This window comes from Streptomyces sp. NPDC005774, assembly GCF_042871645.1.
In the GTDB taxonomy this organism is placed as follows: Bacteria; Actinomycetota; Actinomycetes; order Streptomycetales; family Streptomycetaceae; genus Streptomyces; species Streptomyces pratens.
In genome coordinates, this window is record NZ_JBIAIV010000041.1 from 24,528 (window position 1) to 45,001 (window position 20,474).

General features: G+C 71.6%; 16 protein-coding genes and 1 tRNA gene. 7 read left to right on the plus strand and 10 right to left on the minus strand.

The genetic code is table 11. The annotated features are described in order from the left end of the window. Window positions 1–13: 13 nt before the first annotated feature. Window positions 14–1,417 (minus strand): diacylglycerol/lipid kinase family protein, encoded by a 1,404-nt coding sequence (locus tag ACFYQA_RS29050; protein WP_388923883.1) that lies wholly within the window; start codon window positions 1,415–1,417, stop codon window positions 14–16. A 695-nt stretch (window positions 1,418–2,112) separates the two neighbouring features. Beyond that, window positions 2,113–2,676 (minus strand): DUF309 domain-containing protein, encoded by a 564-nt coding sequence (locus ACFYQA_RS29055; protein ID WP_388924010.1) that lies wholly within the window; start codon window positions 2,674–2,676, stop codon window positions 2,113–2,115. Window positions 2,677–2,784: 108 nt separating this feature from the next. Between ACFYQA_RS29055 and ACFYQA_RS29060 the strand changes: the two genes are divergently transcribed. Then, window positions 2,785–2,858: transfer RNA gene (locus ACFYQA_RS29060), tRNA-Pro, on the plus strand. 11 nt (window positions 2,859–2,869) lie between these two features. Here ACFYQA_RS29060 and ACFYQA_RS29065 read toward each other — a convergent pair. Beyond that, window positions 2,870–4,186, minus strand: a complete 1,317-nt coding sequence (locus ACFYQA_RS29065) for a hypothetical protein (protein WP_388923886.1) — start codon at window positions 4,184–4,186, stop codon at window positions 2,870–2,872. Window positions 4,187–5,591: 1,405 nt separating this feature from the next. Here ACFYQA_RS29065 and ACFYQA_RS29070 point away from each other — a divergent pair. After that, the gene (locus tag ACFYQA_RS29070; protein ID WP_388923889.1) at window positions 5,592–6,743 is read left to right on the plus strand and encodes a hypothetical protein; all 1,152 of its coding nucleotides are present in this window, start codon (window positions 5,592–5,594) and stop codon (window positions 6,741–6,743) included. A 98-nt stretch (window positions 6,744–6,841) separates the two neighbouring features. On the opposite strand, the gene ACFYQA_RS29075 is transcribed toward ACFYQA_RS29070, so the two are convergent. The 6 genes from ACFYQA_RS29075 to iolC all read right to left on the minus strand — a co-directional run bounded on the left by ACFYQA_RS29075 (window position 6,842) and on the right by iolC (window position 14,018). Continuing rightward, window positions 6,842–7,627, minus strand: a complete 786-nt coding sequence (locus ACFYQA_RS29075; RefSeq protein ID WP_388923892.1) for a GntR family transcriptional regulator — start codon at window positions 7,625–7,627, stop codon at window positions 6,842–6,844. 122 nt (window positions 7,628–7,749) lie between these two features. After that, window positions 7,750–9,243 (minus strand): CoA-acylating methylmalonate-semialdehyde dehydrogenase, encoded by a 1,494-nt coding sequence (locus tag ACFYQA_RS29080; RefSeq protein WP_388923895.1) that lies wholly within the window; start codon window positions 9,241–9,243, stop codon window positions 7,750–7,752. Between the two features lie 87 nt (window positions 9,244–9,330). Then, window positions 9,331–11,202 (minus strand): 3D-(3,5/4)-trihydroxycyclohexane-1,2-dione acylhydrolase (decyclizing), encoded by a 1,872-nt coding sequence (iolD, locus tag ACFYQA_RS29085; protein WP_388923898.1) that lies wholly within the window; start codon window positions 11,200–11,202, stop codon window positions 9,331–9,333. Beyond that, window positions 11,199–12,116 (minus strand): 5-deoxy-glucuronate isomerase, encoded by a 918-nt coding sequence (iolB, locus tag ACFYQA_RS29090; protein WP_388923901.1) that lies wholly within the window; start codon window positions 12,114–12,116, stop codon window positions 11,199–11,201. Before iolB ends, iolD begins: the two co-directional genes overlap by 4 nt. 14 nt (window positions 12,117–12,130) lie before the next feature. Next, window positions 12,131–13,006, minus strand: a complete 876-nt coding sequence (locus tag ACFYQA_RS29095; RefSeq protein ID WP_388923904.1) for a deoxyribose-phosphate aldolase — start codon at window positions 13,004–13,006, stop codon at window positions 12,131–12,133. A gap of 13 nt (window positions 13,007–13,019) precedes the next feature. Beyond that, complete coding sequence (iolC, locus tag ACFYQA_RS29100) at window positions 13,020–14,018, minus strand: 5-dehydro-2-deoxygluconokinase (protein WP_388923907.1); 999 nt, start codon at window positions 14,016–14,018, stop codon at window positions 13,020–13,022. 318 nt (window positions 14,019–14,336) lie between these two features. Here iolC and ACFYQA_RS29105 point away from each other — a divergent pair, with 318 nt between their 5' ends. Genes ACFYQA_RS29105 through ACFYQA_RS29125 form a run of 5 tightly spaced genes read left to right on the plus strand, consistent with a single transcriptional unit; the run spans window position 14,337 to window position 19,314 of the window. Next, window positions 14,337–15,359, plus strand: a complete 1,023-nt coding sequence (locus ACFYQA_RS29105; RefSeq protein ID WP_388923910.1) for a sugar ABC transporter substrate-binding protein — start codon at window positions 14,337–14,339, stop codon at window positions 15,357–15,359. Beyond that, window positions 15,359–16,435 (plus strand): ABC transporter permease, encoded by a 1,077-nt coding sequence (locus ACFYQA_RS29110; protein ID WP_388923913.1) that lies wholly within the window; start codon window positions 15,359–15,361, stop codon window positions 16,433–16,435. The genes ACFYQA_RS29105 and ACFYQA_RS29110 overlap by 1 nt, the downstream gene beginning before the upstream one ends. A gap of 5 nt (window positions 16,436–16,440) precedes the next feature. Beyond that, window positions 16,441–17,352 (plus strand): ATP-binding cassette domain-containing protein, encoded by a 912-nt coding sequence (locus tag ACFYQA_RS29115; RefSeq protein WP_388923916.1) that lies wholly within the window; start codon window positions 16,441–16,443, stop codon window positions 17,350–17,352. A 1-nt stretch (window position 17,353) separates the two neighbouring features. Continuing rightward, entirely contained in the window at window positions 17,354–18,256 is a 903-nt protein-coding gene (locus tag ACFYQA_RS29120) for a sugar phosphate isomerase/epimerase (RefSeq protein WP_055626128.1), read from the plus strand. Window positions 18,257–18,294: 38 nt separating this feature from the next. Beyond that, entirely contained in the window at window positions 18,295–19,314 is a 1,020-nt protein-coding gene (locus ACFYQA_RS29125) for a Gfo/Idh/MocA family protein (protein WP_388923919.1), read from the plus strand. Between the two features lie 90 nt (window positions 19,315–19,404). Here the strand turns inward: ACFYQA_RS29125 and ACFYQA_RS29130 are convergent, their stop codons facing one another. Next, window positions 19,405–20,409 carry a Gfo/Idh/MocA family oxidoreductase gene (locus ACFYQA_RS29130; protein WP_388923922.1) on the minus strand — a complete coding sequence of 335 codons (1,005 nt, stop codon included), beginning with the start codon at window positions 20,407–20,409 and terminating at the stop codon, window positions 19,405–19,407. Window positions 20,410–20,474 lie beyond the last annotated feature (65 nt).

The window sequence follows — 20,474 nt, forward strand, 5'->3', positions numbered from 1 at the left end:
GTGCGCGCCGGGTCTACCTTCCGAGGAAGGGCCCCTGCCCTCCCGGGACGTCAGGGATCTCCGGATGGTGCCGGAACCGGCTCGGAGCCGCCGTACGGCCGACCGTCGCCGCCAGTTTGCGCAGCCGCCGCCAGTTCAGGCGCGGGGGCGCCTGGGTCACGCCGGGCCGTTTGCGCGGGACGCGGACGCGGAGCGCGCCGGGCGCGATACGGCAGCGGACGGGCGCGGGCAGCAGCAGGGCCTCCCCGTCGACCCCGGCCTCGATTTCCACGCGGTCGCTCTCGATGAGGACCTCGGGGGAGGTCAGGATGGTGAGCCGGCCCCGCGAGGGGTCCAGCAGCAGCGCGGCGGCGTCGACCGGGCCTTCCACCTTGACGCCGAGGACACCGAGCAGGCCCGAGTCGAGCCGCTCCCGCCGGCCGAGGCCGAAGGGGTCGTCGGTGCGGTAGGGGTTGTTGCTGACCAGTAGGGCCTGCGGCGCGTCGAGCGTCGTGTCCCCGGCACGGGCGACCAGTCGGGCCCCCTGCTGGCCGGTGAGCAGGTCGGGCAGCATCTCCAGACTGGTGCCGATCTTGTCGTCCCGGTAGGCCGGGCTCTGCACGATCGACGCGTACGCGCCGAAGGACGCGTTGTTCACGAAGGGCTGGTCACCGGCGAAACCCAGATCGACGCGCAGTTCCACCCCGTCGGTGAGCGCGGCCAGGCAGGCCGCCGGATCGCCGCGGTCCAGGCCCAGGTCCAGGGCGAAGTGGTTGCGGGTCCCGGCGCTGATGACCAGGAACGGGATGTCGTGTTCGGCGGCCACGGCCGCGACCAGCGCCTGCGTGCCGTCACCGCCCGCGGCGCCCAGCAGATCCGCGCCGCCCGCGACGGCCTCCCGGGCCATCGCGGTCACGTCGTTCTCCTTCTCCGGATCGAGCAGGAGGACGCGGGCACCCAGCCGTTCCGCCTTCTCCCGCAGCCGGTAGCGGCCCACTTTGCCGCCACCCGACCGCGGATTCATGATGAGCACCGCCCGTCGGGGCGACGGCGCCCGCCGTTCCCTCTGCCGTTCCCGCAGCCGTTCGCTCTCCGTCCCGCGCAGCGCGAACCGCCCGCTCCACACAGCCAGCGCCCACAGCGCCAGTGACACCGGAAGAGCCCAGAACAGGAGGGCCGCGTACAGGGCGATGACGGCCACGGGCACACACACGGCCACCAGCGCGGCCACCCAGCGCAGCGGTCCCCGCAGCGTGAGCGTCCACCACAGCGCGGCGGCACTGAGGGCGAGCCCCACCGCGCCGCAGAGCAGCAGCACCAGGCCCTGGAGGCTCCCGTAGAGGAGCGGGACCACCACCGCGAGCGCGGCGGCGACCAGGGCCACCCGCGCGGCCCATCGCTGGGCCCGGTAGGCCCGCCTGCTCAAGTCCACGGCCATGACTCCTCCAGTCGCCGGCGTCATCGTAGGCCGTACGGACCATGGGAGACGTCGGCTTCCGCGTCCTGATCGCGGCGCGTGTCCGACATCCGCGGGCCTGCCCCGTTCCCGTACCTGCCTCGATCCCTCCCGGCCCTCACCGCGACTCGTTCCGGCCCTCGCCGCGCCCTTTCCCGTTCAGCCGCGCCCTTTCCCGTTTACCTGTCCCCGGGGTTCCGGCGCGGCAGACGGGTGACCATGATCCAGTCCTTGCGCCCGCGGGCCCCGGCGTGCAGCGACCCGATCCGGGACGCGGCCTCCTTCCGCCTCTGCGGGGCCCTCCGAGAGCTGCCGGCCGAGTGGTGACCCGGACCGCGCGGGCGGTCTGATCGAGCCCGGTGCCAAAACCTCCTCGGGAATCGCGAGCGTGCTGTCGTACAGCGCCGGGCCGGGCCGCACCGGGAACGCGCCGACCCGCTCCTCGCCCGGCCCCCGCGATCAGCCGGGCGTGGCTGTCCACGCCTCGACGACGCGGTACGCACCTTCCGGTGCAGGGCCGGCCGGTCGGGCTCGCCCGCACCGATGCCGATGCCGTGAATCCCTCGCACGCCCCGATCGCGCGCCCGAGCCTGCCGCGCGACGCCGACACCGGGCGCACCGCGTCCGCACGCCGCCCCGCTCCCTTTGCCGGGAGTCGTCGTCCGGGAACCTCCCGCCTACGAGCCCTGCTCCCGGGCGCCCGCACGCAGCCGCGGCGCCCGCGCCCCCGCGTCCACGGGAACGCCGTCCCCCCGCTCCACCTCCGCCGCCAGCTCCCGGGCCCAGGCGACGACACCGCCGACGTCGATCCCGTACGGACGCGGCTCTTCGGTGCCCGCCGCCCATTCCTCGGCCGAGCCCGCCCCGCGCCGCAGCAGCCGGGCTCCGCCGGTCGTGTTCCCGCGTGCCGCGTGCGTGAGTCCGACGGCGAGCTGGGCGAGTCCCCGCCACAGCTCCCGCTCCTCCTCGGGCCCCGACTTCCAGGCGTCCTCGAACACCTCGTGCGCGTGGAACGGCTTCCCCTCGTCCAGCAGGCGTTGTGCCTCGGCGACGCTCTCCAGCGGCGGCCGGACCACCCCCTCCGGCTGCCGGGGCACCCCCCGTGTCCCGTAGGACAGTGGTCGACCCAGCCCGTCCCGAGGCCGCGCGCTGCGCGCACGCCCGTCACCGTCCCGGTCGCGCACATCGCCCGCCCGGCCGGAGGCGGACCTGTCCTCCTGGTCCCATGAGGTGCTGTCCATGCTTCCCATACCCCGATTGTCCCGTGCCCGGACCGCTTTAGGCCCGGCCGGGGCCGTGGGGTAAAGTGCTGATCGCGCGATCACGCGGTTCACCGCATGTGAGCGCACCGGGACGTGGCGCAGCTTGGTAGCGCACTTGACTGGGGGTCAAGGGGTCGCAGGTTCAAATCCTGTCGTCCCGACTTGGTAAGAGTCACAGGTCAGGGCCGGTTTCGGAAATATCCGAAACCGGCCCTCGATCATTTTTCGGGGACCAGTGGGGAACCAGCGCGTTCGGTCGGGGCAGGCGCCGTACGTAGGCGTCCGCCTCGGGGCTGTGCGGACCGGGGGCCAGGTTGTCCGCAACCGAGGAGAAGGCCACCGTCCGTGCCCGGGCGTCGAGCGGCCGGTCCCCGGTGTCCACCTGGACCGGCGCACCGTCGGCGTCCGCGATTGCCACCCTGGTGCGGCCGTTGCGCAGGTCACGCAGGTACCAGGTGCCCGCGTCCGACCCGGTGGCGAACGCCCGGAAGAGCAGGTATCGGCCGTTGCCGCTCAGTGCTCCGTCGGCGGTCGAGAGGGCGGGGTCGGGCGCCTCGACGATGCGCAGGGCGTCGGTGCGCAGGTTGCGGACGAACACGTTGGCACCGGCGCCGTTGGTGTCCTCGGGACCGAGGTCGGTGGCTGTCGAGGTGAAGGACGCGTACCGGCCGTCACCGCTGACGCCGGCCTGGGACACCCTGCCGTTGCCGCGGACGCCGTCGGGCGTGGTGTGCAGCGACCGGTGGGTGCCGGCCTGCGGGTCCGCCACCATGGCGTCGGAAGCCGAGTTGTCGATGGGCCAGTAGCTGCTGCAGGTGTACACCAGGACGCTGCCGTCGTCGCTGAGTAGCGGGTTGGTGGACCGGTGCAGACGGAGCGGCATCTTCGTCAGCTCCCCGGTGCGCATGTCCCGCACGGCCACCACCGCGCCCGGCCGGGGAACAGCCTCGCTCGAGGCGAACGCGACGTACCGGCCGTCGGCGCTGACGGACGCGTGCAGGGCCCACCGCACGGAACCGCCGAGGTCTCTGCCGACGTACCGCACCTCCCCGCTCCGCAGGTCCCGCCGGTAGACCGCCGGCCCGTCGTGGACCTCGCCCGGTATCAGGTCGGTCGAGGCCGACACGAAGACCGCGTACCGGCCGCTCGCGCTGATCGCCCCGGCGGTCGCGCCGAACCCGGACTGGCCTCCGGCGGCGTCGGTGCCGACGCGCTGGGTACGGCCGGTCCTCAGGTCCCGCAGGAAGACGTCGGAGGCGCCGTTGGTGTCACCGGGGACCAGATTGGTGGCCGACGACGTGAACACCGCGTAGCGGCCGTCGGCGCTGAGCGACGGGGCGTCCGACCGTCCGTCGGAGCCCTGGGTGAGACGGAGGGTGTGCGGGGCCCTCGGTTTCTTCCCCGGCTGTCCGTGGTGTGCGTCGTGCGGTGCGGCCTGTACCCCCGCAGGCGTCAGCAGTACCGCGACACACGCGGCCGCGGCGGTCACGGCTGTCCTTCCAAGTCCGCTTCGCATGAATACGGTTCCCCCTTCGGAGTGTGATCGGACGGGGCCGGCCCGCAGTCCTCGCGACAGCCGGGCGAGGTGGGCCGACGCGAGGCGCCGGGAGTGTCAGCGCATCGCCCGGACGTACACGTCACCGCCCGGGCCGGTCGTACCGGGTGCCGGGCCGCCATCGGCGGACACGGGAACGATGATGCGGCCGCGGGCGTCGGCCGGTCGCTCGCCGGTGGTGGCAGGCGTCCCGTCCGGGGTGTGGCCGACCGCGGTGGTGTGTCCTGTGCGCAGGTCCGTCCGGCACGGGCGGGCCGCGCCCCGGGCGGTGCCGGGGGCGTGAATCCGAAGAGGACGGACCGGCCGTCGCGGCTCAGGGACGGGCTGGTGTTCCTGTCCTGCGGGGGAGGGGCGTCACCACGCCGGATCGCCCCTGTGCGCAGGCCGGTGACGAACACGTCGTCTCCCGTGCCGTTGGGAGCCTGGCCGGGCACCAGGCCGGTCGGCCGGGAGGCGAAGGCGGTGCCCCGGCTCGGCAAATTCCGGACGGGAGCGGTAACGCTCTTTCCGTGGACGAGCCGGTGACCGTCGTCGCTGAGACGGGCTTCGCCCGCCCAGGCGGACTCCGGAATCGGCGACTCGCCGGTGCCATGGTCCCGGACGGCGGTGCGGCGGCCCGGACGGCCGGTCCGGGCCGGCCGTCCGGTGAACGGGACGTACCTGCCGCCGGCGCTGACGGAGGCGTCCCCGGAGGGACCGTTCGCACCTTCGGTGACGCGCTGAACGGACGAGTCCTTGATCTTCTTCTGCCCGTACGGCGACGCGAGAGCGCCCGTGGGCGCCAGAAGCCTCGTGGCGCTCGTCGGGGCGGTGCTCTCGAACATGACGGATCCGAACGTCCGGCGCATGAATCCCCCTGATTCATCCGTCTCAGGCCCTCACCGGGGCATCCTGATCCAAGCCCAACTCCCTTCGGGGGACAATCCGTTGATTGCTGTACAACCAGACGGGAAGATCGGTGGTCCGTGCGCGGGGCCGGTCGCCCGTGGACGGACCGGCGGGCAGCGCGCCACCGGACATCGGATGGAGCCGGGTCAGGACGCCACCCCCCTGTGAGGGGTAAGGGCCGTCAGTCTCCGACAGGGTGCGCTGCCACAGGCCACAGGCCACAGGCCACAGGTTTCAGTCCGTCCAGGACGAGATCGAGGAGACGTTCGGCCTGCTCGCGTGGTTCCGGCCGGAGGAGGCGGCGCGAAATCCGGTCCGCGGCGCTCCCGGGCCGGGAGCGCCCCGTCCAGTCGTGACAGGGCCGATGGCCGTGAGATGCCGCAGGTCGTGGACGGTGCGCCGGTCCACAGACCATACTGATCAGGCCCCTGACCACTCACAGAACGACTCCATGGTCAAAAACAGCACTTCCACGCCCACCGTCCCCGACACCGTATGGCTGGCGCGCGGACGCCATCCGGGCCCCGAGCCCGAACTCGACGTCCGGCGCAACCTCATCGCCCTCAAGGCGGCCGGGGGTCTCGACGACTTCCTGGAGCTCGACCCCGTCGAGGCGGTCCGGTCCACCGTCCTGTACCCCCGGGACGCCTCCGTCGACCCCGGCCCGTCGGCCCGCCGCCTCTTCGAGGCCCGCTGGCGGGTGGCCGAGGACGTCACGGTGCGCGCCCAGCTGACCACGTACGATCCCCAGGCCCGCGGGGACGAGGCCGAAGGCGCCACCTGGCTCCTCGCCGCCGAGGCGGAGCGTGCGTGGGACGCTCGCTGGCCGTCGCCCGCCACCATGTTCTGGCCCGACAGCAGCCGGGTCGAGTGGGACCACGACACGGTGCCGGGCGTACGCCTGCGGACGGTGAACCACCTGCCGAAGGACGACGACGAGGTACGCCGCCGACTGCGGGACTGCGCCCGCAGCAGCTGGTTCGTCCATGTCGTGGTGCACGAGGCGATGACGCCGGACGCGCGGGGGCAGCGGCCGGTCGCGGAGTTCCTGCCGCCGAGCCTGCGGCACCGGGTGGTCGAGCACCGGGGTACCCCCGAGCAGGCCCGGATCGCCGACTTCGCGCTGCAGCGGGAGCTGAAGTTGCGGATGCCGCGCGGCGGCGCCGTCGTCCTGCCCACGGTGCCGCCGGGACCGGACTACGACCCGGAGCACTTCACGGTGCGCAGCATCTTCCTGGACGGCTCGGAACCGGTCGAATTCCTCGGCAGGATCATTGAGTTCGCCGCACTGCCGCGGCCCCTTCCGGCCGAGGCCGAGCAGGCTCTGACGCGGCTGCGCCGGGGCTGGCACCTGCTCAGCCCGGAAGAGGAGCTGGCGCACGCCCAGGACATGGTCGCCAGGTACGCCCACGCGCTCGACGTCATGACGGAGTCCCGTGACCTGTACCGGGAGGCGGCCGAGGCCGCGCAGGCCGCACTCGCCGAGGTGACCGGTGGCGACGGCGCACCCCGGCCGCCCGCGCCGGGGCCGGCCGGGGAGGACGGCACGCTGCTGGGCCCGCTGACGAAGGCGTTCGGCCGCTTCCGGGGCACGAACAAGTAGGCCGTACTCACGTCGGCGCCCGGCTCCCCGTCTCCGGAGCCTCTTTGCCGGTCCGCCACGTGACCCGTGCCGTGCCCCGGACACGGCACGGCACCGGCTCAGGACCTGACCAGCAGCTGGAAGTCGAACGAGTAGCGAGAGGCGCGGTAGACGTGGGCCGCGTACTCCACCGCGCGGCCTGTGTCGTCGTAGGCGGTGCGGTGCATGGTGAGCAGGGCGGCGCCCTCCTGCTCGTCCAGACGGGACGCCTCCCCGGCGGTGGCCGAGCGGGCGCCGACGGTCTGCCGGGCGCTGTGCAGGGTGATGCCCGCCGCGCGCATCATGCGGTACAGGCCGGTCGACTCCAGCCGGGCGTCGTCCAGTTCCAGCAGGTCCGGCGGGAGGTAGTTGCAGAGGAGGGCGACGGGCCGGCCGTGGGTGCGGCGCAGGCGTTCGAGGAGGACCGTTTCTTCGCCCTCGGGCAGGCCCAGGGCCGCCGCCACGCCGGGGGGTGCCGGGACCGTCTCGTGGCGGACGACCTGCGTACTCGGGCCCTGCCCGGCCGCCTCCAGGTCGTCGTAGAGGCTGCTGAGCTCCAGGGGGCGCCTGACCTGGCTGTGCACCACCTGGGTGCCCACCCCGCGCCGCCGGACCAGCAGTCCCTTGTCGACGAGGGACTGGATGGCCTGGCGGACCGTGGGGCGGGACAGCCCGAGGCGTACCGAGAGATCGACCTCGTTGCCCAGAAGGTTGCCCGGGGCGAGGTCGCCGTGCGTGATCGCCGCCTCCAGCTGCTGGGCGAGCTGGTGGTACAACGGCACCGGACTGCCCCGGTCCAGGGCGAAGTCCAGTGAGCTGAGCGCGGGTTCGGTCACGGCACGGGCCCGGTCACCGGTCTTCGCCATGGGCGTACCTTCCTGTTGAGGGCGCTGTCGAGGGCAGGGCCAGGGCCTCTCGCTCGGATCATGCCGGGTCCGCGGGGTCCGGCATCGTCCGAGCGAAAGACCCTGGCTCGGGAGACGGAGGGTCAGGAGTTGCTCGGGAAGCCGAGGTTGATGCCTCCGTCGGACGGGTCCGGCCAGCGCGTGGTGATGACCTTGCCCTGTGTGTAGAAGGCGACGCCGTCGTTGCCGTAGATGTGGTGGCCGCCGAAGAGGGAGTCCTTCCAGCCGCCGAAGGAGTGGTAGCCCACCGGGACCGGGATCGGCACGTTGACGCCGACCATGCCCGCCTTCACCTCGAGCTGGAAGCGGCGGGCGGCGCCGCCGTCCCGGGTGAAGATCGCGGTGCCGTTGCCCCAGCGGGAGTCGTTGATCAGCGCGATGGCCTCGTCGTAGGTCTCCGCGCGGACCACGCACAGCACCGGGCCGAAGATCTCGTCCTGGTAGGCGTCCGCGGTCAACGGCACCCGGTCGAGCAGCGAGACACCGACGAAGAAGCCGTCCTCGTGCCCGTCGACCGTCAGGCCCGTGCCGTCGAGCACGACCTCGGCGCCCTGTGCCGCCGCGCCCGCCACGTACGAAGCCACCTTGTCGCGGTGCTCGCGGGTGATCAGCGGGCCCATCTCCGAGGCGGGGTCGTTGCCCGGACCGATGCGGAGCTTCTTGGCCCGCTCGGTGATCCGGCCGACCAGGTCGTCGCCGATGTCACCGACCGCGACCACGACCGACACGGCCATGCAGCGCTCGCCGGCCGAACCGTACGCCGCGTTGATCGCCTGGTCGGCGGCCAGGTCCAGGTCGGCGTCGGGCAGGACCAGCATGTGGTTCTTGGCGCCGCCCAGGGCCTGGACCCGCTTGCCGTGCTCGGTCGCCTTCAGCTGGATGTGGCGGGCGATCGGGGTGGAGCCGACGAAGGAGACGGCCTCGATGTCGGGGTGCTCCAGGATGCGGTCCACGGCCTCCCGGTCGCCCTGCACGACGTTCAGCACACCGTCCGGCAGGCCCGCCTCGGTGGCCAGTTCCGCGAGGCGGACGGAGGCCGAGGGGTCCTTCTCGGACGGCTTCAGCACGAACGTGTTGCCGCACGCGATGGCCAGCGGGAACATCCACATCGGCACCATGGCCGGGAAGTTGAACGGAGTGATGCCGGCGACCACGCCCAGTGGCTGGCGGATCGAGGCGACGTCGACGCGGGTGGAGACCTGCGTGGACAGTTCGCCCTTCAGCTGCACGCTGATCCCGCAGGCCAGTTCCACGATCTCCATGCCCCGCGCGACCTCGCCGAGGGCGTCGGAGTGCACCTTGCCGTGCTCGGCGGTGATCAGCTCCGCGATCTCGTCGCGGTGGGCGTCCAGCAGTTCGCGGTACTTGAACAGGATCGCCGTGCGCCTGGCCAGCGACGAGGTGCCCCAACTCTCGAAGGCGTCCTTCGCGGCGGCGACGGCGGCGTCCACCTCGGTGGTGTCCGCGAACGCGACCTGCTTCTCCTGGGCGCCGGTGGCCGGGTTCCAGACAGGGCCGAAACGGCCGGAGGTGCCTTCGACGGACTTGCCGCCGATCCAGTGGCTGATGGTCTTCATGAGAGCGGACGACCTTTCGTGCGCGGAGAGTTGAGGAGGGGTTTTGAAGAGGCTCGCGAGGAGTCCGGGGAACCGGCCGGAAGCGGTTCAGAGGTGCCGGCGGCGGCCGGCGACCTGGGCGTCGTACCGTTCGCGCGCCCGGACGGCGGCCTCGCGGGAGGCGACCTCGGCCACCGGAACGTCCCACCAGGCCTCGGCCGGGGGAGCGGTGGGCGCCGGGTCCGTCTCGACGTACACGCAGGTCGGACGCTCGGCGGTGCGGGCCTCGGCCAGGGCATGGCGCAGCTCCCGCACGGTCTTGGCGCGCAGCACGTCCATGCCCAGGCTGGCCGCGTTCGCCGCGAGGTCCACGGGCAGCGGGGCACCGGTGAAGGTGCCGTCCTCGGCCCGGTACCGGTAGGCGGTGCCGAAGCGCTCGCCGCCGGTCTCCTCGGACAGGCCGCCGATGGAGGCGTACCCGTGGTTCTGGATCAGCACCATCTTCACGGGCAGCCGCTCCTGGACGGCCGTGACGATCTCGGTCGGCATCATCAGATACGTGCCGTCGCCGACCAGCGCCCACACGGGCGTGCCGGGCGCGGCCTGCTGGACGCCGATCGCGGCCGGGATCTCGTAGCCCATACAGGAGTAGCCGTACTCGAGGTGGTACTGGCGCGGGCTGCGCGCGCGCCACAGCTTGTGCAGGTCGCCGGGGAGCGAGCCGGCCGCGTTGATCACCACGTCGGCGTCGCCCACGACCGCGTCCAGCGCGCCGAGCACCTGGGTCTGCGTCGGTACGGCGCTCTCGTCGTCGGCGCGGTAGGCGGCCTCGACGACCCGCTCCCAGCGCTCCTTGCCGATGCGGTACTCCTCTTCGTACGCCGCGTCCACGCGGTGCCCGGCGAGAGCCCCGGCCAGCGCCTCCAGACCGGCCCGCGCGTCGCACACCAGAGTGCGCGCCGCCAGCTTGTGGGCGTCGAAGCCGGTGATGTTGAGGTTGAGGAAGCGCACGTCCGGGTCGGTGAAGAGGGTGCCGGAGGCGGTGGTGAAATCGGAGTAGCGGGTGCCGACACCGATCACCAGGTCGGCGGTGCGGGCCAGTCCGTCGCTCACCGCCGTGCCGGTGTGGCCGATGCCTCCCAGGTCGGCCGGGTGGTCGTGGCGCAGGGAGCCCTTGCCGGCCTGGGTGGAGGCGACCGGGATGCCGGTGGCGTCCACGAGGGCACGGAGCGCCCCCTCGGCCTCGCTGTGGTGGACCCCGCCGCCCGCGACGATCAGCGGACGCCGGGCGGCCCGTACGGCCCGGACCGCCGCCTCCAGCTCGACCGGGTCCGGTGCTGGACGCCGTACCCGCCAGACGCGGTCGGCGAAGAACTCCTCCGGCCAGTCGTACGCCTCGGCCTGTACGTCCTGCGGCAGGGCGAGGGTGACGGCGCCGGTCTCGGCCGGGTCGGCGAGTACCCGCATCGCGTTCAGCGCGGACGCGATCAGCGCCTCGGGGCGGTTGATCCGGTCGAAGTAGCGGGAGACCGGGCGCAGCGTGTCGTTGACGGACACGTCCGCCTCGACCGGGTGCTCCAGCTGCTGGAGCAGCGGGTCCGCCGCGTGCGAGGCGAAGTAGTCGCCGGGGAGCAGCAGCACCGGCAGCCGGTTGACGGTGGCGAGCGCGGCGCCGGTGACCAGGTTGGTCGCGCCGGGGCCGATCGACGTGGTCACGGCCTGCGCCGACAGCCGGTTGAGCTGGCGGGCGTGGGCGACGGCCGCGTGCACCATGGACTGCTCGTTGCGGCCCTGGTGGTACGGCATGACATCGGCGTACTCGACGAGCGCCTGCCCGACGCCCGCCACGTTGCCGTGGCCGAAGATGCCCCAGGTGCCCGCGATCAGCCGGTGCCGTACGCCGTCCCGCTCGGTGTACTGGGCGGCCAGGAACCGCACGAGTGCCTGGGCGGTCGTCAGTCGGCGGGTGGCGGCGCTCATACGGACCTCTCGGGGGCGGTGTAGAGGGGCAGACGGGGGTCGACGGGCTGGTCCGGCCAGGTGGAGCGGATCCAGGCGTGCTCGGGGTGGTCGCAGATCAGCCAGGCGCGTTCGTCCCCGGGACCCGCCATGACGTTGAGGTAGTACATGTGGTGGCCGGGCACGGCCATGGACGGCCCGTGCCAGCCGTCCGGGATGAGTACCACGTCGCCGTCGCGAACCTCGGCCAGTACGTCCGTGTCCCGGCCCGGCCCGGACGGGGAGACCCGCTGGTAGCCGAGGCCGGGGATGCCGTCGTGGTCCGCGAACTCGAAGTAGTAGATCTCCTCCAGCACGGACTCCTCGCCCGGCCGGTGCTCGTCGTGCTTGTGCGGCGGGAACGACGACCAGTTGCCGCCCGGGGTGATCACCTCGACCGCGATCAGCTTGTCGCACTCGAAGCCCTGTCCGTCACCGCCTCCGGCGGGGGCCGCGGCCCCGAAGTTGTTGACCTGGCGGGAGCAGTTGCCGGTGCCGCGCAGTTCCACGGGAACGCCGGACGCCGGTCCGTAGCGGGCGGGCAGCCGCCGGTCGCAGCGGGCGCCGGTGAGCGCGAACCGTCCGCCGCCCGTCGACGTGAGGGTCGCGCGGGCATCGCGCGGTACGTAGGCGAAGTCGCTGACGCCGTCGAACACGCTCGTGCGGCCGGCGAGATCGAACGTGTCGTGGCCGAAGTCGTCGGCGGAGGAGACCGTGCAGCCGCCGCTGAGCGGCAGGACGATCCACTCGCTGTCGCCGGTGTCGAAGGCGTGCGTACCGCCCGGCGGCAGTTCCAGCACGCGCAGGCTGGAATGTGCCCAGCCGGCCGACTCGGGGGTCACGTCGACGAGGTACGGGCCGGCCGGGGCACGGTCCGCGGGAAGATGATGTGTCATGGCAGCCTTTCCGGTCACAGCAGGCTCACGGCCGTGTCCACCGCTTCCTCCACACTGCCCCCGGCCGGGTAGAGCAGTGAGCGGCCGACGACCATGCCCTGTACGGAGGGCAGCTTCAGCGCCTTGCCCCACCGCTCGTACGCCGCCTCCTGGTCGCCGACCTCCCCGCCGAGCAGGACGACGGGCAGCGTGGAGGCGCGCAGGACCTCCGCCATGTCGTCGGCGTTCTCGGTGACGGGGAGTTTCAGCCAGGTGTAGGCGGAGGTGCCGCCGAGGCCGGAGGCTATGGCGATGGAGCGGGTGACGGCCTCGGCGGACAGGTCGTTGCGGACCTTGCCGTCGACCCGGCGCGAGATGAACGGCTCCACGAACACCGGGAGCCGGCGTTCGGCCATGGCGTCGACGGCGCGGGCGGTGGACTCCAGGGTGTTCAGGGAGCCCGGGTCGTCGTAGTCGATGCGGACCAGCAGCTTGCCCGCGTCGAAGCCGAAGCGCTCGATGTCCTCGGGGCGGTGCCCCGTGAAGCGGTCGTCCATCTCGAAGGCCGAGCCGGCCAGACCGCCGCGGTTCATCGACCCCATGACGACCTTGTTCTCGAGCGCGCCGAGCAGCAGCAGGTCCTCGAGGATGTCGGCGGTGGCCAGCACCCCGTCGACGCCGGGCCGGGACAGTGCGACGCACAGCCGTTCCAGCAGACCGGCACGGTCGGCCATGGCCAGGCGCCGGTCGCCGATGCCGAGCGCACCCCGCGCGGGGTGGTCGGCGGCCACGATCATCAGCCGTCCGCTGTCGCCGATCAGCGGACGGCGGGCCCGGCGGGCCGCCGCCTCGGCGACGGCCTGCGGATTCCGGGCCCGGACCGTGGGAAGGTCGGAGATGCTGAGGTTCAAGGAAGGACTCCGTTCAGGACTGGCTCGGCAGGCTCGTGCCGCCCGGCGGCACGACCCCCGCGAGGAGGTCCGCCACCTCGGCTTCGGTGGGCATGGCGGACGAACAGGCCAGGCGTGAGGCGACGAGGGCGCCGGCGGCGTTGGCGTGGCGCATGGTCCGCTCCAGGTTCCAGCCCGAGAGCAGACCGTGGCAGAGCGACCCGCCGAAGGCGTCGCCCGCGCCGAGGCCGTTGACCACGTCGACCGGGACCGGTGGCACCTCGGCACGGGTGCCGTCGCGGTGCACGGCGAGCACGCCCCGGGGGCCCTGCTTGACGACGGCGAGTTCCACGCCGGCCGCCAGCAGCGCCTCGGCGCAGGCCTCGGGCTCGCGCACTCCGGTGGCGACCTCGCACTCGTCGAGATTGCCGACCGCGACCGTGGCGTGCCGCAGGGCCTGGCGGTAGTAGGGGCGGGCCTCGTCGGGGTCGCGCCAGAACATCGGACGCCAGTCCAGGTCGAACACGGTGGTGCCCGCCTTGGCGCGTGCCTCGAGCGCGTCGAGCGTCGCCGAGCGGCTCGGCTCCTCGCTCAGACCGGTGCCGGTGATCCAGAAGATCCCGGCCTCGCGTACGGCGGCGAGGTCCAGCTCGGCGGTGTGGATCTCCAGGTCGGGAGCCTTGGGCCGGCGGTAGAAGTACAGCGGGAAGTCGTCCGGCGGGAAGATCTCGCAGAAGGTGACCGGCGTCGGATACGCGGCGACCGGGGTGACCCACCGGTCGTCGACGCCGAAGTCCTTCAGGGCCTCGTGCAGGTAGGTGCCGAAGGGATCGTCTCCCGTACGGGTGATCACGGCCGTCGAGCGGCCGAGCCGGGCGGCGGCGACCGCGACGTTCGCGGCCGAACCACCGAGGAACTTTCCGAATGTTTCGACCTTTGCCAGCGGAACGCCGGTCTCCAGTGGGTAAAGGTCGACCCCGATGCGTCCCATGGTGATCAGGTCGAAATACTGTGGTGCGTCTGAGTCGGTCATCGAGCGAAGCTCCTCGAACTGCTGGGGATGCGGGTCCCGGGGTGCCCTGCCACGGTGGGGACTGGAATCCAGGGACCTGTCGCCTCTCAGGTGTAGGTCTCGGAGGGCGGTGCTGTCAATAGTTTGTACTTACATTCGGACTAGCTGGTGAACTGATGTCTTAACAAAGTATTGACAGAGTGCGTGCCAGGGGATTTGATCCCGTCCCAACACGACAGTCGTTTCGCACGATGACACAGACCCGGACGTCCGAGGCTCCGGGGAGGATCCTCGGACCCCCGCCCTTTTTCCGCGTAGCACAGTGAGGTGCAGGTAAAGATGGACCGCTCTTCTCACAACCGCCCCCGCAGAATCGCGCCCTTCGTCGCGGTGGCCGCGGCGGCCGCCCTGACCCTGGCCGGCTGCTCCAGTGGCTCCGGTGGCAAGAAGGCCGACGAAAGCGGTGGCGACGGCGCGTCGGCCGGCAAGGCGAACACGCCGCAGATGACGGTCGCCCTCGTGACCCACCAGGGGCCCGGCGACACGTTCTGGGACATCGTCCGCAAGGGCGCCGAGGCCGCCGCGGCCAAGGACAACGTCAAGCTCATCTACTCCGCCGACCCGAACGCCGGCAACCAGGCCAACCTGGTGCAGAACGCGATCGACCAGAAGGTCGACGGCATCGCCGTCACCCTCGCCAAGCCGGACGCGCTCAAGAGCGTCCTCGGCAAGGCGGAGAAGGCGGGCATACCCGTCGTCGGAATCAACTCCGGACTGAGCGACTGGAAGGACCTCGGCCTGCTGGAGTTCTTCGGCCAGGACGAGTCCGTGGCCGGCGAGGCCTTCGGCAAGAAGCTCAACGAGGCCGGCGCCAAGAACACCGTCTGCGTCATCCACGAGCAGGGCAACGTCGGCCTGACCCAGCGCTGCGACGGCCTGAAGAAGACCTTCGAGGGCAACACCCAGATCCTCAACGTGAACGGCATCGACATGCCGTCGGTGAAGTCGACGATCACCGCCAAGCTCAAGCAGGACTCCTCCGTCGACTACGTCGCCACCCTCGGCGCACCCTTCGCGCCGACCGCGGTGCAGTCGGTGGGCGACGCCGGCAGCAAGGCGAAGGTCGCCACCTTCGACCTCAACAAGGACCTGACCAAGGCGATCAAGGCCGGCGACATCGAGTTCGCCGTGGACCAGCAGCCCTACCTCCAGGGCTACCTGGCCATCGACGGCCTGTGGCTCTACGAGAACAACGGCAACTACAGCGGCGGAGGTGAGCAGCCGGTGCTGACCGGCCCCGCGTTCGTCGACAAGTCCAACGTCGACGCGGTCTCCGAGTACGCCGCGAAGGGCACTCGGTGATGAGCATGACCCGACAGGCTGAGCCGGCGGTGACCCCACCGCCGGCCCCCGGCCCGAAGGCGAACGACGGCCGCACCACGCTGCGCACACCCGTACGGAGGCTGCTGGCCCGTCCCGAGGTCGGCGTCTTCCTCGGCGTCGTGGTCGTTCTGGTGTTCTTCCTGATCGCGGCCCCGCCGATGCGGGACAGCGGCTCGATGGCGAACATCCTGTACCAGTCCTCGACCATCGGCATCATGGCCCTGCCGGTGGCCCTGCTGATGATCGGCGGCGAGGTCGACCTCTCGGCCGGCGTCGCCGTGGTCACCTCGGCCCTCACCGCGAGCATGCTCGCCTACCAGCTGTCCATGAACATCTGGGTGGGCGTCATCGCCGCCCTCGCGGTGTCCCTCGCCATCGGCATGTTCAACGGCTGGTTCCTGATGAAGACGGGCCTGCCCAGCTTCCTCGTCACCCTCGGCACCTTCCTGATCCTCCAGGGCATCAACCTGGCCGTGACCAAGACGGTCACCGGGAACGTCGCGACCGACGACATCAGCGACATGGACGGCTTCGACCAGGCCAAGGCCCTCTTCGCCTCCAGCTTCGAGCTGGGCGGCGTCCAGGTGAAGATCACCATCGTGTGGTGGCTCGTCTTCGCCGCCCTCGCCGCCTGGGTGCTGCTCCGCACCAAGTACGGCAACTGGATCTTCGCGGTCGGCGGCAACAAGGAGAGCGCCCGCGCCGTCGGCGTGCCGGTGACGTTCACCAAGATCTCCCTGTACATGCTGGTCGGCTTCGGCGCCTGGTTCGTCGGCATGCACCAGCTGTTCTCCTTCAACACCGTGCAGTCCGGCGAGGGCGTGGGCCAGGAGCTCATCTACATCGCCGCCGCGGTGATCGGCGGCTGCCTGATGACCGGCGGCTACGGCTCCGCGATCGGCCCGGTCTTCGGCGCCTTCATGTTCGGCATGGTGCAGCAGGGCATCGTCTACGCCGGCTGGAACCCGGACTGGTTCAAGGCCTTCCTCGGCGTGATGCTCCTCGGCGCCGTCCTCATCAATCTGTGGGTCCAGCGCACGGCGACCCGGAGGTGACCGCAATGACCGACGACACGACCGGCACCCACGGTGCCGTCCTGCAGGACACCGCCCCGGACGGGGAGCACCCCCTGGTCGAACTCCGCGGGGCAGGCAAGTCCTACGGAAACATCCGCGCCCTGCACGGGGTCGACCTGAGCGTCCACCCCGGCCGGGTGACCTGCGTGCTCGGCGACAACGGCGCCGGCAAGTCCACCCTCATCAAGATCATCTCCGGGCTGCACCAGCACACCGAGGGCGAATTCCTCGTCGACGGCACCCCGGTGCGGTTCTCCACCCCGCGCGATGCCCTCGGCAAGGGCATCGCCACCGTCTACCAGGACCTCGCCGTCGTCCCCCTGATGCCGGTGTGGCGCAACTTCTTCCTCGGCTCCGAGATGACCAAGGGCACCTGGCCGCTGCGCCGTCTCGACATCGAGCGGATGAAGAGGACCGCGGACGAGGAACTGCGCAACATGGGCATCGTCCTCGACGATCTCGATCAGCCCATCGGCACCCTCTCCGGCGGCCAGCGCCAGTGCGTGGCCATCGCCCGCGCCGTCTACTTCGGCGCCCGCGTCCTCATCCTGGACGAGCCCACCGCCGCGCTCGGCGTCAAGCAGTCCGGTGTGGTGCTGAAGTACATCGCCGCCGCCCGCGACCGCGGCCTCGGCGTCATCTTCATCACCCACAACCCGCACCACGCCTACATGGTGGGCGACCACTTCAGCGTCCTGCGCCTGGGCACCATGGAGCTCTCCGCCGCCCGCAGCGAGGTCTCCCTGGAGGAACTCACCAACCACATGGCCGGCGGCACCGAACTCGCGGCCCTCAAGCACGAGCTGGCACAGGTACGCGGCGTCGACGTCGAGGAGCTCCCCGAGGAGGGAGACCTCCAGGCCCCCGTAGTGGCATCCCCGGAAGGAAAGTCCTGACATGGCAGTCGCGCTCGACCGCATCAGAGTGGGCTCCGCCCCCGACTCCTGGGGCGTCTGGTTCCCCGACGACCCGCAGCAGGTGCCCTGGCAGCGCTTCCTCGACGAGGTCGCCGAAGCCGGCTACTCCTGGATCGAACTCGGCCCCTACGGCTACCTCCCGACCGACCCGGCCCGCCTGACCGACGAGGTGAAGAAGCGGGACCTCAAGGTCTCCGCCGGCACCATCTTCTGCGGACTGCACCGCGGCCCCTCCGAGTGGGAGTCCACCTGGGAGCAGGTCAGCCGGGTCGCCTCGCTCACCCGGGCCATGGACGCCAAGCACCTCGTCGTCATCCCGTCCTTCTGGCGCGACGACAAGACCGCCGAGATCCTGGAGTCCCCGGAGCTCACCACCGAGCAGTGGGGCCACCTCGCCAAGGGCATGGAACGCCTCGGCCGGGAGGTACGGGACACCTACGGTCTCGACATCGTCGTCCACCCGCACGCCGACACCCACATCGACACCGAGGAGCACGTCGAGCGCTTCCTCGACTCCACCGACTCCTCCCTGGTCAACCTCTGCCTCGACACCGGGCACTACGCCTACTGCGGCGGCGACAGCGTCAAACTGATCGAGACCTACGGCGAACGCATCGGCTACCTGCACCTCAAGCAGGTCGACCCGGACATCCTCGCCGACGTGGTCGCGAACGAGATCCCGTTCGGCCCCGCCGTCCAGCGCGGCGTGATGTGCGAACCGCCCGCCGGAGTACCGGAGCTGGGCGCGGTCCTGACCGCTGCCCAGAAGCTGGACGTGGACCTGTTCGCGATCGTCGAGCAGGACATGTACCCCTGCGAGCCGGACAAGCCGCTGCCGATCGCGGTGCGCACCCGCAAGTTCCTCCGTTCCTGCGGCGCCTGACCCCGGCGCCCGACCCCCTGGAAAGGGAGGCGAGAACCGTGCACGGGAACGAACCCCTGGGAATCGCCGTCATCGGTACGGGTCGCATGGGCGCGGACCACGTGCGCCGGATCGACCGGGTCATCAGCGGCGCGCGGGTCTCCGCCGTCGCCGACACCGACGCGGAACGGGCCAAGACGGTGGCCGCCGGCATCGACGGCTGCACCGTACACACCGACCCGGCCGCCGCGATGGCGGCGGCCGGCGTCGACGCCGTACTCATCGCCTCCCCGGGACCGGCCCACGAGGCCGCCCTGCTCGCCGCGTTCGAGCGGGACCTGCCCGTCCTGTGCGAGAAACCGCTCACCCCCGACGCCGCTTCCGCGCTGCGCGTCGTCGAAGCCGAACAGGCACTCGGCCACCGCCGCGTCCAGGTCGGCTTCATGCGCCGCTACGACGCCGAGTACGTCCGCCTCAAGACGCTGCTGGAGACGGGGCAGTTGGGCCGGCCCCTGATGCTGCACAACAGGCACCGGAATGTGGCCAGTTCACCCTTCTTCACGAGCTCCATGCTGATCACCGACTCCGTCTCCCACGAAGTGGACGTCACCCGCTGGCTGTTGGGCCAGGAGATCACGGCGGTCACGGTGCACGCCCCCGGATCCTCCCCCGGGGCGCCCGACGGGCTGCGCGACCCGCAGTTCGTCGTCCTGGAGACCGACGGCGGCGCGCTCAGCGACGTCGAGATCTTCGTCAACTGCGGCTTCGGCTACCAGGTCCAGGCCGAGATCGTCTGCGAACGCGGCACCGCCCGCGTCGGCGACGACCACCACCTGGTCGCCCACATGGCCGGCCGCTGGGGCGGCACCATCACCCAGGACTGGACCGAACGCTTCGACCAGGCCTACGACGACGAGCTCCGGGCCTGGGTCGACACCACCCGCCGGGGCGAGGTCGGCGGCCCCAGCACCTGGGACGGTTACGCGGCGGCCGCCGTCTGCGAGGCCGGAGTCCGGGCCCTGGAGGAGGGCGGCCGGGTGGAGGTCGAACTGGCGGAGAAACCCGTGCTGTACGGGTGAGACGACGTGATGCGTGTGGGGCCGCCCTCCGGAAGGGCGGCCCCACACGCGTTGTTCACGTCACCCGGGTCGAGGAGCGCGTACCACCGCTCACGCCTGCCGTACCTCCTCGATGGTGACGGGGCGGTGCTCGTGCAGGGACAGGGTGCACGCCTCGGCGATCCAGCCCGCCTCCAGGGCGTCCGCCACCGTGCACGGGGACGGCCGGGAGCCGGCCACGACCTCGGTGAACGCGGTGAGTTCGGCGCGGTAGGCGGCGGTGAAGCGGTCCATGAAGAAGTCGTGGGGAGTGCCCGCAGGGAAGGTCACCCCGGGCTCCACCGACCGCAGCGGAAGCTTGTCCTCCAGACCGACCGCGATGGAGTCGGTGAAGCCGTGGATCTCCATGCGGACGTCGTAACCACGGGCGTTGTGGCGGCTGTTGGAGACGACGGCGATGGTGCCGTCGTCCAGGGTGAGGATCGCGCCGGTGGTGTCGGCGTCGCCCGCCTCCTTGATGTAGTCGGCGCCCCGGTTGCCGCCGACCGCGTACACCTCGGTCACCTCGCGGCCGGTCACCCAGCGGATGATGTCGAAGTCGTGCACGGAGCAGTCACGGAAGATGCCACCGGAGGCGGCGATGTACGCGGCCGGCGGCGGCGCGGGGTCCAGCGTGGTCGAGCGCACAGTGTGGAGCTTGCCCAGCTCCCCACCCCGCACGGCCTCCCGCGCGGCGACGAAGCCGGCGTCGAAGCGACGGTTGTAGCCGATCTGGATCGGCACGTCCCGGCCCTCGACCGCCTTCAGCACCTGCACGCCCTCGGCCATCGTGCGGGCCACCGGCTTCTCGCAGAACACGGGGACGCCCGCCTCGACACAGGCGAGGATCAGCCCCAGGTGGGCATCGGTCGCCGCGGCGATCACCACGCCGTCCACGCCGGCCGCGAGCACGGCCTCGGGGGAGTCCGCGACCTCGGCGTCGAACCGCTCGGCGGCGGTCTTCGCGGCGTCCGCGAACGGGTCGGAGACGACGAGCGACTCGACGGCGTCGAGCCCGGAGAGGGTCTCGGCGTGGAAGGCGCCGATGCGGCCGAGGCCGAGGATTCCGATGCGCATGGGGGTGGTGCTCCTTGGGTGCGGGGTGTGCGGGGTGTATGGGGCGTGTGGGGGGGGGCGTACGA